Genomic DNA, 15,108 nt, shown 5'->3' with positions numbered 1-15,108 from the left:
TAATCAGGAGTAAAGTTGTCCACTTTCCTGCGCGGAGTACGCCATGCGCCTCGTCCATCGATTGTCCATTCTGGCGGCATCCGTCGCGCTTCCGCTGTCGGCACATGCTCAATCGACCGTGACGCTCGATACCGTCGTCGTCGAGGGCGCAGGCGGCGGTGGCGCGGGCGGCACGTTCGGCACGGCGACGGGACCGGTGGATGGCTATGTCGCGACGCAGACGCAGACCGGCTCCAAGATTTCGGCGCCGCTGATCGAGGTGCCGCAATCCATCTCGGTCGTCACCACGCAGCAGATGGAAGATCGCGGCGTCCAGAATATCGGCGAGGCGCTCAACTACACGTCCGGTGTCGTGACGCAGCCTTTCGGAAACGACCCGCGCTTCTTCTCACCCATCATCCGCGGCTTCGAGGCCACCGACAGCGTTTACATCAACGGCTTCCGATTCATCCGCGACTTCGGCGCACTCGCCTTCGAGCCCTATGGCTTCGAACGCATCGAGGTGCTGAAGGGTCCGGCCTCCGTCCTGTACGGCCAGGGCGCGCCCGGCGGCATCATCAACCTCGTGCAGAAGCGTCCGACCTTCACCGAGTTCCGCAATGTCGCGGCCGAGATCGGCAACAACAACCGCTATGTCGCCAAGTTCGATGTCGGCGGCGTCTACAACGAGGATGTCAGCTACCGCATGGTCGGCCTGGGCCGCCTTTCGGACACGCAGCAGGACTACGTCGACGATGACCGCGTCTACCTCGCGCCGTCCATCAGCTTCCGTCCAGATTCCGACACGAGCTTCACGCTGATGGGCAGCCTGCAGTACGACAAGGCGGATTCGCCCGTCGGCCTGCCCCAGGCCGGTACCCTGGACGGCAACCCCTATGGCCGGCTTCCACCGAGCCTGTACCTGGGCGAACCCGACTTCAACGATTCCGAAAGCTGGTTCGGCACCATCGGGTACGAGTTCAGCCATCGCTTCAACGAAACGGTCGAGTTTCGTCAGAACGCCCAGTACACGCGGCTCGACTTCAACTACCAGAACCTCTACTTCTCCGGCCTGAGTGCCGACAATTTCACTGTGTCGCGCGGCCCCTCCGTCCAGGACGAGTTGACCAACAGCTTCGGCATCGACAACCAGGTCGAAACGCAGTTCGAGACCGGCGTCCTGCAGCACACCGCGCTGATCGGGCTGGACTACCGGCAGAACAACCTGGACCGCTCGTCGAACTTCTCCGGCACGGCCCTGCCCATCAACGCCTTCGACCCGGTCTACGGTACGCCCGTCATCGTCAACCCGGACGGCGCCAACCTCACCAATGTCGACCTGAAGCAGACCGGCATCTACGCGCAGGATCAGATCCGTTTCGACCGGCTGGTCGTCACCGCGGGCCTGCGCCAGGACTGGTCGGACCTGTCCAATGCCGACGGTAGCGTCGACGACGATGCGCTGACCGGGCGCGCCGGCGCGGTCTATCTGTTCGACAACGGCCTGGCGCCCTTCGTCAGCTATGCGACCTCGTTCAACCCGATCACCGGGGAAACATCCGATGGCGCGCTGTTCAAGCCTTCGGAAGGCAAGCAGATAGAAGGCGGCATCAAGTACCAGCCGGCGGGCTGGAACTCGTTCATCACCGCGTCGCTGTACCAGATCGAGCAGACCAATGTCGTCGCCAACCAGGCGGTGCCGGACGGCGGATCGCTGGTCCGCGAGATCACCCAGACAGGCGAGATCCGCTCGCGCGGCTTCGAACTGGAAGCGACGGCAAGCCTGACCGACGGGCTGAGCCTCGTTGGCAACTACACTTATGCCGACGTCGAGATCACGCAGGGCGACGACACCGTCGTCGCCGGCATCATTACAGCCACCACGACGGGCAATCGTCCGGCCAACGTTCCCGAACATGCGGCCGCCCTTTGGCTGGATTATGCATTCCAGCCGGGAACGGTGCTCGAAGGCGTTTCGCTGGGCGGCGGCGTCCGCTATATCGGCTCGCGCTTCGGCAACGATTCCAACTCCATCGACCTTCCGTCCGCAACCCTTGTCGACCTTGCGATCCGCTACGAGAAAGATGATTTCAAGGCCGCTCTCAACGTCAACAACGTGGCCGATGAAGAGTATGTCGCAAGCTGCAATTTCGGCTGCTACTACGGCGAAGGCCGCAGCGTCATCGCGTCCGTTGCCTACAAGTGGTGAGGTAGGGCATGACCGCCGCGCTTGACCGGCGCGGCTTCATGGCCGGCCTGGCGACCCTTGCCTTGATACCGCCCGATGCGGCGGCAGCCGTGCCCCGGCGCATCGCCGTACTGGACTGGGCTCTCCTGGAAACGATCCTGGCGCTCGGCGTAACGCCGGTCGCCGCCGTCGAGCTGGTTCTCTTCCGGCGGCTGGCGGTCGAGCCGGAGGTCCCGCAAAGCGTCATCGACCTCGGATTGCGCGGCTCGTTCAACCTCGAGCTTCTGTCGAGCATCCATCCCGACCTCATCTACATTTCGCCCTTCAACGCCTGGGCGGAACCACAGATCGCGCGGATCGCCCCTACCCGCTCCTATCCCATCTTCGGTGGCGGCCAACGGCCCCTGGACCTTGTGGAAGCGGCGATGCAAGGAATGGGAGCCGAGCTTGGACGCGAGCAGGCTGCGACGGCCTATATCGCAGGTACAAGGGCGGCGATCGCGGCCAGCCGGCAAAACCTTGCCGGCTTCGCCCAAAGGCCCGTCTATCTCGTCAATCTCGGCGATGCCCGCCATGTGCGGGTGTTCGGACCGGATTCCCTGTTTGGCAGCGTCATGGCCGATATCGGTTTCACGAACGCCTTCACCGGCAACACCCGCTACGCCGCCTCCGCCCCCATCGGCATCGAGGCGATGGCAGAGCGACCGGATGCGATCATCGTGGTCGTCGGCCCGGTGCCGCCGGATGCCGCCGCCGCCCTGCCGCACAGCGCCCTATGGAAAGCCATTCCCGCCGTTGCGGCCGGACGCGCCCACATCCTGCCCCCGATGAACGCCTTCGGCGGCCTGCCGACCGCACGCCGGTTCACGCGGCTTTTCGAGGCGGCGTTGTCCGGGTCCGCCGGCGGATGACGCACGGCCGCGACGACACACGCCTGACGCCCATCCCCTGGCTTGCCGCCGGCGCCTTGGCCCTTGCCCTGTTTCTGCTGGAGGCGGTGCCGGCGTGGCGGGCAGCGCAAGCCGGCGGCTTCGCGGCGATCCTGTTCCATGCCACCGTCCTGCCGCGCGGCGCCATCGCGCTTCTGGCGGGCGCGGCGCTTGGCCTGTCCGGCCTGCTGCTGCAACGCGTCTTGCGCAATCCCATCGCCGATCCCTCCACGCTCGGCGTCGCCGCGGGCGCGCAACTGGCGCTGACGCTGGCCACATTGTATCTGCCGGCGGCGCTGGCCACGGGGCGCGAGGCGGTGGCCTTCGCCGGAGGAAGCCTGATGCTGGCGCTGATCGTCGCGCTGAACTGGCGGCGCAAGCTGGAGCCGGTCGGCACGGTGTTGAGCGGCCTGCTGCTTTCGTTGGTCGTGGCCTCCCTGAGCGCGGCGCTCACGCTGGCCAATGGCGACTATGTCATGTCGCTGTTCATCTGGGGCGGCGGGACGCTATCCCAGGAAAGCTGGTTGCCGTCGATCACGCTGGGCATCCGCCTGGCAGTCGGCGTCGTGCTGGCATTTTTGATGCTGCGTCCATTGACGGTACTGGGCCTTGCCGAGGAAAGCGCCCGCAGCCTCGGCGTCGGTGTCGGCGCCACCCGCCTGGCCGCGCTGGCGCTGGCCGTCTTTCTGGCAAGCTCCGTCACCGCGCTTGTCGGCATCGTCGGCTTCATCGGCCTCGCCGCCCCGGCGCTGGCCCGAGCCTGTGGCGCGCGCACGCTGCGCCAGCAGCTTCTGCTTTCGCCACTGGCCGGCGCCCTGTTTCTGTCCATAGCCGACGGACTGGTGCTCGCCATGACGACGGGCGGACGGGACCTTCTGCCCACCGGCGCGTTTACCGCGTTGATCGGCGGGCCGATCCTGCTGTGGGCCCTGCCCCGGCTGCGGCTTGGGCTGCAACCGGCCGAAACCGGCATGGAGCGACGCCGCAGCCCGCACCCGCAAGCCCTGCTGGCCATACTGGCCCTGGTGCTTCTTGCGGTTGTCGTGGTGTCCCTGTGCGTTGGGCGCACCGGCACCGGCTGGGCCTTCGCAACCGGCAACGCGCTGCTGGAGCTCCTGCCGTTCCGCGCACCGCGCTTAGGCGTCGCGGCCGGCAGTGGCGCGCTGCTGGCCCTGGCCGGCTACCTTCTCCAGCGTATCACCGGCAACCCGATGGCGAGCCCCGAGGTACTGGGGATCAGTTCGGGCGCTGGCCTCGGCCTTGCCGCGGTGCTCGTAACGGTGGACATGCCGTCGCCGTCGCTCCGCTTTGCGGCAACGCTGGCTGGCTCCGCGCTGGCGCTGCTGGCCATCCTGTATTTCGCGGCGCGCAATGCCGGCGGGCCGGAGCGGCTGTTGCTGGCCGGCATCGCCCTAGGCAGTTGTGCCGGCGCGGCGGTAACCGCCGTGATTTCCGATGGCGGGCCCGAGGCGATGCAGATGCTGGAATGGCTCAGCGGAGCGATCCAGTCGTCGACGCCGACGCAGGGTATCGCCGCCGTCGCCAGTGCGGTCCTGCTTTTGCTGCCGCTGCCATTCATCGCCCGCTGGTTGGCCATCCTGCCATTGGGGCGGGCGGGTGCAACGGCGCTCGGAATGCCGGCCGGGCGGGCCACCGGGTCGATGCTGGTGCTGGCCGCCCTTGCCTCGGCCGCCGCGACGCTGCATGTCGGCCCACTCTCCTTTGCCGGATTGATCGGCCCGCATATCGCACGGCGCATGGGCTTCTCCAGACCGTTGCAGGAGGCCGCGGCCGCGGTGATGATCGGCGCGATCATGCTGGCGGGGGCCGATTGGCTGGCGCGCATGGTCGGCTTTCCCTACCAGATGCCGGTCGGCCTGTTCGCGTCGCTGATCGGCGGGGTGTACCTGGTGGCGCTGATAAGCCGAAGGTGAAGCGGACGGTTCATAGGACTGCGCTACAATCCGGACATGAATCGACGAATGCAGGAGGACAGACCCATGCCGATGAAGGCTTCCGAATTGATGGTTTCGCCCATAACGACCATAAAGCCGGACATGCCCGTGGCCGATGTGGCGGCGCTTCTGCTGGACAAGGGGTTCAATTCGCTGCCGGTGGTCGATGACGCCGGCAACCTCATCGGCATCGTGACGACGACGGACCTGATCGTCCGCCGCAGCATCGATACGCTGTTGCCGTCCAACTGGTGGTCGTGGGATCGCAAGAACCCGCGCGAGATGCTGGAGCATTACATCCGCAGCCACGCCAATGTCGCCGGCGACATGATGTCGTCCAAGGTCCGCACCCTGCCGCTGGATGCCGATATGGCCGATATCGTCGCGGAAATGGTCGCCCGCAAGATCCGCTCCATCGTGGTGCTGGAGAAGCTGCGCCCGGTCGGCATCGTCACGCGCTCCGACATTCTGAAGGCAATCCACAAGGCCGGACGCCGCGCACCGGAGCCGATTTCCGACGAGGAAATCCGCAGGCGCCTCATGGAAGACCTTCGGCGCCAGCCCTGGTTCTACCTGCGTGACGAGAACGTGCAGGTACAGGACGGGATCGTGCACTACAGCGGCAATCTTTCCAGCCAGCGCGAGCGCCTCGCTTTGCGTCTGGCTGCCGAAAGCATGGCCGAAGTGCGCGGCATCGAGGATGCCACCCGCGTGGACGTCTCCTGGAGTTGACCGTCCCTCCGGGATGGACGGGACGGTCCGCGTTGATCAAGAGCGTTTCCCGCTCATATGGAATCACTCTGCCGGAGGCGCTTCGGGCCGCAATCGAGGTGGGTGTCGAAGGCCATACTGGTGTATGGCCAAGATGCACGCCGAAGACGGCGGCTCGAATGGCTCCGGCCCTTCGGGTTTCCCGGGGGCGGACGTCCGCGGCGTCAGCCGGACTTGCCCGTACCGCCGGTACGGCCTGCGCCGCCTTCCTGGCGGGCCATCCGGCCCTCGGAGAAACAGAGTGGTTCCATAGGAGCGGGAAACGCTCTAAGCTCCCCGGCGGGAGAAACCGTCGAGGGAGCGCGTCGTTGGGAGGCGGCGCGGATCAGCCATCGTCTCCGGGTCGAAGCACGCACGCGAGATCGAGCTTGCCAGCCGCGGCCACGCCACGGGCCGGGACGGCTTCGTGGTGGAAAGCTGGCAGCGCTGCCTGACACGGCACGGGCTGGACCCGGCGGCTGCCTGCGAAGCCGTCATCGTGCCGCAGACGCGGCTGAAGGAGCATCGGCAGCAATCGGAAGAGCTCGTCCATATCGCGCGGTCCGGGCTTGAGCGGCTGTATGCGCAGGTGGCCGGCCAGAACTACGTGCTGCTCTTGTCCGACATGAAGGGCGTGACGGTGGAGTTCATGGGCGATCCGCATTTCGACCACCGCCTTCGCCGCGCCGGCCTGTATCTTGGCTCCGAATGGCTGGAGGAGCGCGCCGGCACATGCGCCATCGGCGCCTGCCTGGCCACCGGCGAGGCTTTGACGATCCATCAGGACGACCATTTCGACCTGACCCATACGCCGCTCTCCTGCACCGCCGCGCCGATTTACGATGGGCTGGGCGGTCTTGCCGCCGTCCTGGATATTTCGCTGTTGTCGTCGCCGACGCCGAAGGTCAGCCAGAACCTGGCATTGCACCTCGTCACGGCCACCGCCCGGCGCATCGAGATGGCCAATCTGATGGCATCGCAGCGGCGCAACTGGGTCTTGCGGTTTTCTCATTCACCGGAGTTCCTGGACGTCGATCCCGATGCCGCCATCGCCGTGGACGCCGACGCCCGCATCTGCGGCATGACGCATCGTGGAGCCCGGCTCCTCGGCGCCAGCATTGGCCAGGCAGGCGGTGCCTTGCCGGGCCTGATCGGTGAAAGGCTCGATCGGTTCTTCCCCATCGGGATGGACGGCCTGCCGGATCTGACGCGCGACCGGCCGGCCCATGAACGGCTGTTGCGCCTGCGCGACGGCAGCGTCGTCTTCGCCCATGCGATAGAGCCGCCGACGCGGTGGAAGTCGGCCCGCCCACCCGCCCCGCCGACCATGCAGCCGGCCGCATCCGGGCTGGACGCCATAGGCGGCAACGACGCCAGGATAGACAGAATGCGCGCCGTGGCCCGGCGACTGGCCCCATCGACACTGCCGATCCTGCTGCAGGGCGAGACAGGAACCGGCAAGGAGGTACTGGCCGCCGCCATCCATGCCGCATCCGGCCGCCAGGGGCGGTTCATCGCCATCAATTGCGCAGCCATTCCGGAGGGCCTGATCGAAGCCGAGCTGTTCGGCCACGCCGCCGGCGCCTTCAGCGGCGCCGGCAAGGCGCGTCGCGGACTGGTGGAAGAGGCCGATGGCGGAACGCTGTTCCTGGACGAGATCGGCGACATGCCGCTCGCCCTCCAGACCCGCCTTCTGCGCGTCCTGTCGGAGAAGGTCGTGCAGCCGGTCGGCACGTCCGATACGAGGACCGTGGATATCCGCGTCCTGTCGGCAACCAATCGAAACCTATCCGAACTCGTCTCCGCCGGCCGCTTCCGGCAAGACCTTCTCTACCGGCTCAACGCCGCCGCGCTCGACCTGCCCCCGCTCCGCGACCGGGCGGATTTCGACTGGCTGGTCGCACGGCTGCTGGGCCCGGGCGGGCCACGCCTGTCCACCGGAGCAAAAGAGGCGCTGCGCCGGCATGACTGGCCCGGCAATATCCGCGAGTTGGCCAACGCGCTGGCCTATGCCGGCGCTGTCGCCGATTCCGGGGAGATCGGCCTGGACGATCTTCCGCCGTCTCTGGTTCAGGCAGCGGCGCCTTGTGACGCGCCTTGTTCCGCACCGGAAGACGAAGCGCAACGCCTGTACGCCACACTGACAGATACGGGCTGGAACATTTCGGCGGCATCGCGGCGCCTTGGCGTAGACCGTACGACCATGCATCGGCGGATGCGCCGGCTCGGGGTAACGCGGCCGCATTAGCGACACCATGTGTTGCGCCGCAGGTGTGGCGCCTGCAACGGTTTGGCGGTCTCGCCCGGCCGGGAAGCCCGCAATCTTTCCGCTTACGGCGCTTTGGCATGCCTCTTGCAACGTCTTTGCGGCAATCGGGACCGGCCATAAGGGCCGGGGCTCGAGCGGCAACGACCGCACAGACGTGGAGGACATGACGATGCTGAACGACAGCCCCGCAACGCGGGTGGACAGCGTTCTTGCCAAGCTCGCGGCAGCGCTGGAAAAAGGCGATATCGACACCGCCGTAAACCTGTTCCAGGTCGACTGCTACTGGCGCGACCTCGTGGCGTTTACCTGGAACATCGATACGGCCGAAGGGCACGCCGAAATCCGCGACATGCTGAAAGCCCAGCTGGGCGCCATCCGGCCGAGCGGCTTCGTGCAGGATACGGAATGGGAGGCCTCGGAAACCGGCGGCGTCACCGACGGGTGGTTCGCATTCGAGACGAAGGTGGGGCGCGGCGTGGGGCATGTGCGCATCCGCAACGGGCTGATATGGACCCTGCTGACCACGCTGACGGAACTGAAGGGCCATGAAGAGCCCAAGGGGCTCAAGCGCCCCATGGGCGCCGAGCACGGGCACGACCGCAACCGCAAGAGCTGGTCGGAGCGGCGGAAAGACGAAGTAGAGACCCTGGGGCGCCAGGTGCAGCCGGATGTCCTCATCATCGGTGGCGGGCAAGGCGGCATCGCGCTCGGCGCCAGGCTGCGCCAACTGGGCGTTCCCACCCTGATCGTGGAACGCAACGAGCGGCCGGGCGATAGCTGGCGCAAGCGATACAAGTCGCTCTGCCTGCATGACCCGGTCTGGTACGACCACCTGCCCTATATCCCCTTTCCCGACAATTGGCCGGTCTTCGCACCCAAGGACAAGATCGGCGACTGGCTGGAAATGTATGCGAAGGTGATGGAGCTCAATTACTGGGGGTCCACCACGGCCAAGAGCGCCCAGTACGATGAAGCGGATGGCAAATGGACGGTCGTCGTGGAACGCGACGGGCAGGAAACGATACTTCATCCAAAGCAGCTGGTTCTGGCCACGGGCATGTCCGGCAAGCCGAATATTCCACATTTCGACGGACAGGACGTGTTCCGGGGCGAGCAGCAGCATTCATCGCAGCATCCGGGCCCGGATGCCTACAAGGGCAAACGCGTCGTCGTCGTCGGCTCGAACAATTCGGCGCACGACATCTGCGCCGCGCTGTGGGAAGCAGGTGCCGACGTGACCATGGTCCAGCGCTCGTCTACCCATATCGTCCGTTCGGACTCGTTGATGGAGCATGGGCTGGGCGATCTCTACTCCGAGCGCGCACTTGCCAACGGCGTCACCACGCGCAAGGCCGACCTGATCTTCGCCTCGATCCCCTACCGGATCATGCACGAGTTCCAGATCCCCATCTATGACAAGATCCGGCAGCAGGACGCCGATTTCTACGCCGCGCTCGAAAAGGCCGGCTTCATGCTGGATTTCGGCGCTGACGACTCCGGCCTGTTCATGAAATACCTGCGGCGCGGGTCGGGATACTACATCGATGTCGGCGCCTGCGATCTCGTCATCGACGGCTCCATCAAGCTGAAGTCGGGCTCCGACGTGAGCCATTTGACGGAGGATGCGGTGGTGCTGAAGGATGGCACCGAACTGCCGGCCGATCTCGTCGTCTACGCCACCGGCTACGGATCGATGAATGGCTGGGCCGCGGACCTGATTTCGCAAGAGGTCGCCGATGCGGTCGGCAAGTGCTGGGGCCTCGGCTCGGCCACCCCGAAGGACCCCGGTCCCTGGGAAGGCGAGCAGCGCAACATGTGGAAGCCGACCGCACAGGAAGCGCTATGGTTCCACGGCGGAAATCTCCACCAGTCCCGACACTACTCCCAATATCTGGCGCTGCAATTGAAGGCGCGTCAGATTGGCCTTGAAACGCCGGTGTACGGCCTGCACCCTCCCCACCACGTCGCCTGACGCGGTGACGCAGGTCATCGCCGCCTTCCGCGCCACAGGCGCGGCGGGCGGCGTTACCGCCCCGGGCTGTCAGCCGGCAACGCCCTTGGAAATCGGCGCCTGGAATGTCAGCCCCATGTCCCACGGAAAGAATATCCAGGTATCCTGCGACACTTCCGTGATGAAGGTATCCACCAGCGGCCGGCCCTTGGGCTTGGCATAGACGGTGGCAAAATGGGCCTTGGGCAGCATCGAACGCACCAGCGCCGCCGTCTTTCCGGTATCGGTGAGGTCGTCGACGATCAGCACGCCATCGCCCTCATCGCCAGACAGGTCCGGGGATATGCCCTTGAGGACCTTCAACTCGCCCTGTGTCTCGTAGTCGTGGTAAGACGCCACGCATACGGTCTCGATCAGCCGCGTGCCGAGTTCACGCGCAATGATGGCGGCAGGCACCAGCCCACCGCGTGTGATGCAGACGATGGCCTTCCAGTCGTCGCGCACCCCGGCCAGCCGCCAGGCGAGCGCGCGCGCGTCGCGGTGAAACTGATCCCACGAAACGGGAAAGGACTTTTCGCTCGTCATGTCTGCATGGCTCCGATCTTTCCAAGGGCGATGCGATAGCCCGGTTGCGCGCCTACCGCAAGCGCGCGCGCCATTACGTGGAGCGGCTGGTCGCCAGGTCGGCCAGCATTGCCTGCACCTCGCCCCGCGCGCGTGAAAGCGCTTCGGCATCCCGCGACCGCACCACGAGTTCTGTGCTGTAGCGCGCGCCGTCGAACTTGGGATACGAACCGATGACGACATCGGGGTGCCGCTTCTGGATCTCGCCCAGCGGGCCGCCGATATCGCCCTCCCCGAAGGAGCATTCCACCGCCGCGGACAGCACGACGGGGCCCTGCGGCAGGCCGGCGACGATCTTTTCCAGCATGGCCTGGAAAACGGCCGGCACGCCGGCCAGCACATAGACATTGCCGATATGGAACCCCGGCGCCACGGAAACGGGATTGTCGATCAGGCTGGCGCCCTCCGGCGTACGGGCCATGCGCTTGCGCGCCTCCGTGAATTCCATGCCCCGCGCCTCGTAATGCGCGGCCATCAGCGCATAGGCTTGCGGGTGATAGCCGATCGGCGCTTCGAAGGCGGCGGCGATCGCGTCGGCCGTCATGTCATCGTGGGTGGGGCCGATGCCGCCCGACGTGAAGACATAGTCGTAGCGTTGGCGCAACGCGTTGACGGCGGCCACGATCTCTTCCGGCTCGTCGCCGACGATGCGAACCTCCTTGAGGTCGATGCCGGCCATCGTCATGACATCGGCGAGATGAGCGATATTCTTGTCCTTGGTCCGGCCGGACAGGAGTTCGTCACCGATCGCGAGCATGGAAGCAGTCTGGGCCATTGCCTGAATTTCCTTTCCCGCCGGGGCCGGCGGTCAACCGCTGTGGACAGTGCGTCTCTGCATCCAGCCTAACGCATGTCCGTGCAATCACGTATCTATACGGCCAGCAGCAACGGCCTCCGCGCCAACCGAAGGGAAGATGCATGACCAAGGTTCTGGTACTCTATTATTCCAGCTACGGCCATATCGAAGCCATGGCGCGCGCCGTGGCCGAAGGTGCCGCCAGCACCGGCGCCGAGGTGGACATCAAGCGGGTTCCGGAAACCGCGCCGGCGGACGTCGTCGCCGCCGCCGGCTTCAAGACGGATTCGGCTCACCCGGAAGCGAAGCCGGAAGACCTTCCCGCCTACGACGCCATCATCGTCGGCGCCCCGACGCGCTTCGGCAATCCGAGCTCGCAGATGCAGTCCTTCTGGGACAGGACGGGCGGTCTGTGGGCAGCCGGCAAGTTGCTGGGCAAGGTTGCCGGCGCCTTCACGTCCTCGGCGACCCAGCATGGCGGCAACGAGGCGACCCTTCTGTCGATGCACAAGACATTCCTGCATCACGGCCTTGTCGTAGTCGGACTGCCCTACGCCTTCGCCGGGCAGATGGCGCTGGATCAGGTCGTGGGCGGATCGCCCTACGGCGCGACGACCATTGCAGGTGGCGACGGTTCGCGGCAGCCCAGCGAGATCGAGCTCGAAGGCGCACGCTTCCAGGGCCGCCATATCGCGGAGATCGCCGGCAAGCTCGCTGGATAATCGGACAAGGCCGATACTGGCAAAAAAGGCCGGCATTCGCCGGCCTCAGACTGCTGACAAACCCCTGGCGTTAGCCGGGGGTTTTCGATTCACCGGGGCATGTTGAAGAAACCTGCGCCCGAACGGACAGCACCCGAGATAGTCACGCTCGATATGCTTGTCCCGAAGGATCACCTGCTCCGCAAGATCGACCAGGTGATCGATTTTCTCCTATATCCAGGACCGCGTTGTCGGTCTGTACTGCGCGAGCACGGCCGCCCGGCACTTGATCCGACTTGGATGTTCAAGGCGCTGATGGTCGGATATCTGTTCGACGTCCGCTCGGAACGCCAGCTCATTCGTGAGATCGAGGTCAATGTAGCCTATCGCTGGTTCCTGCGTTTGAAGCTGCCGATGCCAAGCGACCGCACGGGCACCGATAGCCACGCTTTCGAAGTCCCATCGGAACATCCTGCCAGTGCCTTCTCGCAGCCGCAGCCCGGAACATGACGAAGATCGCAATGGTCCCAAGCTCCCATGTCAGAGAGCGGCCGACCTTTCCCGGCCGGCCTACATCACCGAAAATAATCGCCATAACAAAACCCCGCCGAAATTCGACGGGGCTTGTCAGCAGTCAATTCGATGGGGTTTTTCAGCAGTCTGAGGCCGGCATTCGCCGGCCTTTCTCATGCGCGCCTGAAGTCAGACGAATGGATAGGCGTCGGGTTCGGAGTGCGGCGAGCGGCATGTGGACTCGTCCCGCTCCAACGCGCGCAAGAGGTCTTCCAGGGCGCGATTGCTGTCCCGCAGCCGCAGAATCAGCCCGGACGCGTTTTCCGTAGCGACCCCTCTGTCGGAGATGGAGTCTACCGGCACGGCGCCGGAAAACCCAGGACGGTCACTGCCAGTCATGGTCGTCTCCCTCGCTTGCCCCCTACACCCTCAATCACGGATTGTAGCGGCCAATGTGGCGAAAACACAAGCACTCACATCTGCCTTCGCATATTTTTTACAATCGGTGAAACGATGACACTTTTATAAATCGTGAATATCTTCCTCGAATTAAGTATATCTGACTTCCGATCGCCTCAAATTACGTATAAATTTTGCGATATCGACTTCAGCTCCGAGAGCTTACAGTGCATGATAATCAATTTTTAACCGATGCAAGCTGTCTTGAGATTTGTCACCCGCATGACAGTCCGCGGCACGGTGCGACAACCTGTACAAACCGTACGGTTCGATTACGTTACCGACTGATACAATTCGGGAGCGGTCGCGTGGCGTTTCCTTTTCAAGGGCAGAAATCGGTTGCGCTGTGGCGTGAGATTTCATAGAGCTTCGCCCGTCGGAGCGTAGCGCAGCCTGGTAGCGCACCTGAATGGGGTTCAGGGGGTCGGAGGTTCGAATCCTCTCGCTCCGACCATCCAAGCACTCGTAAAGCCCGGGCCTCGGCCTCAATGGCGCGGTCGTTTCTCCTCCGATATGACGTGAATTCAGCCCAATCGAAGGGCTTTCCTATCCCGACGCGAAGATCGACGGGGTCGCAGGCTATCCAGGGCAACGGCGTTTGAGGGCCGGAAAGATTGCCGACGCGTTCTCCGTCATAGCCAAGGCCGCTATCGAAGATCAGATTGCTTGATGGGCGCTGGTGACGAAATCCGGTAACCTGCCATCCGGAGCCGCAAGCGCGGTCGCGACAGTCGAGAAGCAGGGATGACCACACTTTCGTTCACGGGCCTTTCTGCCTTTCCACCCACGCCAGCCAGTGCCGATGGCATCGTCGATACCGATAGGCTGGGCCTTCTGGTGAACCGCCTGGCTGAGGCTGGCGTGGATTCGATCGGGCTCCTCGGCAGCACCGGCATCTACGCCTATCTCGACCGGGCAGAGCGCTGCCGTGCCGTCGCGGCGGCGGTCGAGGCCGCCGACGGGCGGGTTCCCCTGATCGTCGGTGCGGGATCGCTGCGGACAAGCTGGTCCGAGGAGCTCGCAGGCGACGCCGAGCGCGCCGGCGCCGACGGACTTCTCCTCGCGCCAATGTCATACACGCCGCTGACGAAAAGCGAGGTGGCGCAACACTATCTGGCCGTTGCCGGCGCAACCGGCCTGCCACTCTGCATCTACAACAATCCCGGCACGACGAACTTCTCCTTTTCGCCGAGCCTCATTGCCAAGCTGGCTATGGTGAAAAACATTGCGGCCATCAAGATGCCACTGCCCTCGGATGGAGATTATGCCGGCGAACTCGCAAGGTTGCGGCAGGAGACACCTGCAACCTTTACGATCGGCTACAGCGGCGATTGGGGCGCGGCATCGTCGCTATTGGCAGGTGGACAGGCTTGGTACAGCGTGGTGGCGGGCCTGCTACCGCAACCGGCGCTGCGCCTGACGCGATGCGCGCAGGCGGGCAAGTCCGACGAAACGTCCATGATCGATGCTGCGTTCGCACCACTATGGGCACTGTTCCGCGCGCATGGCAGCCTGCGCATCATGTATGAGATTGCGGATAGACTTTCGCTATCCGTCGGAAACCCGCCCGCTCCGCTACAGCGGGTGGATGCCGAAACTGCCGAGGCGGTCGGCAGGGCTCTCGATACATTGGCGGCCATGCCTGATAGCGAACCACCGATCCCGGCAGTTCGCTAGCAGCCTGGCGGCCGCCCCATGTCATACGCGTGTAACAGAATGCAGTTACGCGGGGCCGACGAAACAACCCAAGGTTATATGCGTGGCACAGGACGCGCTTTTCGATATTGCCGCGACGCTTGTTCGGGTTGCGCGGCCCGGCAAATCCCGCAAGAAGATCATCCGTCAGGTGCAGGCCGCCCATCCCGGCGCCAGCCGCAAGGACGTCGTCAAGGCCGCATTCTATGCGGTCTCCGCCTATGGCGAGGACATGGCCCCCAGCATTCGCCGGACGTAAGAGCTGCCCAACCCGGCACGCCGCGCCATATTGCCCCTCA

At 64.9% G+C, this 15,108-nt stretch carries 12 protein-coding genes, 1 tRNA gene and 1 pseudogene; 11 read left to right on the top strand and 3 right to left on the bottom strand.

Going from position 1 to position 15,108, the window contains the following annotated elements; translation table 11 throughout:
* Positions 1–43: 43 nt before the first annotated feature.
* From IGS74_RS11250 to IGS74_RS11225, 6 genes are all read left to right on the top strand, one after another.
* A complete protein-coding gene (locus tag IGS74_RS11250; protein ID WP_192386197.1) occupies positions 44–2,188 on the top strand; it encodes a TonB-dependent siderophore receptor in 2,145 nt (714 codons plus the stop codon).
* A gap of 8 nt (positions 2,189–2,196) precedes the next feature.
* Positions 2,197–3,078, top strand: a complete 882-nt coding sequence (locus IGS74_RS11245; protein WP_192386196.1) for an ABC transporter substrate-binding protein — start codon at positions 2,197–2,199, stop codon at positions 3,076–3,078.
* Positions 3,075–5,030 carry a Fe(3+)-hydroxamate ABC transporter permease FhuB gene (fhuB, locus tag IGS74_RS11240; protein ID WP_192386195.1) on the top strand — a complete coding sequence of 652 codons (1,956 nt, stop codon included), beginning with the start codon at positions 3,075–3,077 and terminating at the stop codon, positions 5,028–5,030. Before IGS74_RS11245 ends, fhuB begins: the two co-directional genes overlap by 4 nt.
* Before the next feature lie 66 nt (positions 5,031–5,096).
* On the top strand, positions 5,097–5,783 hold the full coding sequence (locus IGS74_RS11235) for a CBS domain-containing protein (protein ID WP_192386194.1): 687 nt from the start codon (positions 5,097–5,099) through the stop codon (positions 5,781–5,783).
* Between the two features lie 370 nt (positions 5,784–6,153).
* Positions 6,154–8,049 (top strand): sigma-54-dependent Fis family transcriptional regulator, encoded by a 1,896-nt coding sequence (locus IGS74_RS11230; RefSeq protein WP_192391756.1) that lies wholly within the window; start codon positions 6,154–6,156, stop codon positions 8,047–8,049.
* A 190-nt stretch (positions 8,050–8,239) separates the two neighbouring features.
* Complete coding sequence (locus tag IGS74_RS11225; protein WP_192391755.1) at positions 8,240–10,042, top strand: NAD(P)/FAD-dependent oxidoreductase; 1,803 nt, start codon at positions 8,240–8,242, stop codon at positions 10,040–10,042.
* A gap of 69 nt (positions 10,043–10,111) precedes the next feature.
* Here IGS74_RS11225 and gpt read toward each other — a convergent pair whose 3' ends face one another.
* Together gpt and IGS74_RS11215 are read right to left on the bottom strand one after the other, a co-directional pair.
* A complete protein-coding gene (gene gpt, locus IGS74_RS11220) occupies positions 10,112–10,606 on the bottom strand; it encodes a xanthine phosphoribosyltransferase (RefSeq protein ID WP_039196234.1) in 495 nt (164 codons plus the stop codon).
* Positions 10,607–10,679: 73 nt separating this feature from the next.
* Entirely contained in the window at positions 10,680–11,420 is a 741-nt protein-coding gene (locus IGS74_RS11215) for a competence/damage-inducible protein A (protein ID WP_246722530.1), read from the bottom strand.
* A gap of 143 nt (positions 11,421–11,563) precedes the next feature.
* Here IGS74_RS11215 and wrbA point away from each other — a divergent pair, with 143 nt between their 5' ends.
* Both wrbA and IGS74_RS11205 read left to right on the top strand, forming a co-directional pair.
* Positions 11,564–12,163 carry an NAD(P)H:quinone oxidoreductase gene (gene wrbA / locus IGS74_RS11210; protein WP_192386193.1) on the top strand — a complete coding sequence of 200 codons (600 nt, stop codon included), beginning with the start codon at positions 11,564–11,566 and terminating at the stop codon, positions 12,161–12,163.
* Positions 12,164–12,262: 99 nt separating this feature from the next.
* Positions 12,263–12,553, top strand: a pseudogene (locus IGS74_RS11205) (transposase); the annotation flags it as partial.
* A 291-nt stretch (positions 12,554–12,844) separates the two neighbouring features.
* On the opposite strand, the gene IGS74_RS11200 reads toward IGS74_RS11205, so the two are convergent.
* On the bottom strand, positions 12,845–13,054 hold the full coding sequence (locus IGS74_RS11200) for a hypothetical protein (RefSeq protein WP_192386192.1): 210 nt from the start codon (positions 13,052–13,054) through the stop codon (positions 12,845–12,847).
* A gap of 437 nt (positions 13,055–13,491) precedes the next feature.
* Here IGS74_RS11200 and IGS74_RS11195 point away from each other — a divergent pair.
* From IGS74_RS11195 to IGS74_RS11185, 3 genes are all read left to right on the top strand, one after another.
* Positions 13,492–13,568: transfer RNA gene (locus IGS74_RS11195), tRNA-Pro, on the top strand.
* A gap of 290 nt (positions 13,569–13,858) precedes the next feature.
* Complete coding sequence (locus tag IGS74_RS11190; protein WP_192386191.1) at positions 13,859–14,791, top strand: dihydrodipicolinate synthase family protein; 933 nt, start codon at positions 13,859–13,861, stop codon at positions 14,789–14,791.
* Positions 14,792–14,873: 82 nt separating this feature from the next.
* The gene (locus IGS74_RS11185) at positions 14,874–15,068 is read left to right on the top strand and encodes a hypothetical protein (protein WP_039196244.1); all 195 of its coding nucleotides are present in this window, start codon (positions 14,874–14,876) and stop codon (positions 15,066–15,068) included.
* Positions 15,069–15,108: the final 40 nt, after the last annotated feature.

It is taken from the genome of Aureimonas sp. OT7, from assembly GCF_014844055.1.
Taxonomy (GTDB): domain Bacteria; phylum Pseudomonadota; class Alphaproteobacteria; order Rhizobiales; family Rhizobiaceae; genus Aureimonas; species Aureimonas altamirensis_A.
Note: the sequence above shows the minus strand (reverse complement) of the source record. Positions and strands in the feature narration are given on the sequence as shown.

What these genes read in the sequence shown, in the direction of transcription:
- fhuB (WP_192386195.1), top strand. Translation starts at nt 3,075, where the DNA reads ATGACGCACGGCCGCGACGACACACGCCTGACGCCCATCCCCTGGCTT.
- IGS74_RS11200 (WP_192386192.1), bottom strand. Translation starts at nt 13,054, where the DNA reads ATGACTGGCAGTGACCGTCCTGGGTTTTCCGGCGCCGTGCCGGTAGAC.
- IGS74_RS11235 (WP_192386194.1), top strand. Translation starts at nt 5,097, where the DNA reads ATGCCGATGAAGGCTTCCGAATTGATGGTTTCGCCCATAACGACCATA.
- IGS74_RS11250 (WP_192386197.1), top strand. Translation starts at nt 44, where the DNA reads ATGCGCCTCGTCCATCGATTGTCCATTCTGGCGGCATCCGTCGCGCTT.
- gpt (WP_039196234.1), bottom strand. Translation starts at nt 10,606, where the DNA reads ATGACGAGCGAAAAGTCCTTTCCCGTTTCGTGGGATCAGTTTCACCGC.
- IGS74_RS11245 (WP_192386196.1), top strand. Translation starts at nt 2,197, where the DNA reads ATGACCGCCGCGCTTGACCGGCGCGGCTTCATGGCCGGCCTGGCGACC.
- IGS74_RS11215 (WP_246722530.1), bottom strand. Translation starts at nt 11,420, where the DNA reads ATGGCCCAGACTGCTTCCATGCTCGCGATCGGTGACGAACTCCTGTCC.
- IGS74_RS11225 (WP_192391755.1), top strand. Translation starts at nt 8,240, where the DNA reads ATGCTGAACGACAGCCCCGCAACGCGGGTGGACAGCGTTCTTGCCAAG.
- IGS74_RS11190 (WP_192386191.1), top strand. Translation starts at nt 13,859, where the DNA reads ATGACCACACTTTCGTTCACGGGCCTTTCTGCCTTTCCACCCACGCCA.
- wrbA (WP_192386193.1), top strand. Translation starts at nt 11,564, where the DNA reads ATGACCAAGGTTCTGGTACTCTATTATTCCAGCTACGGCCATATCGAA.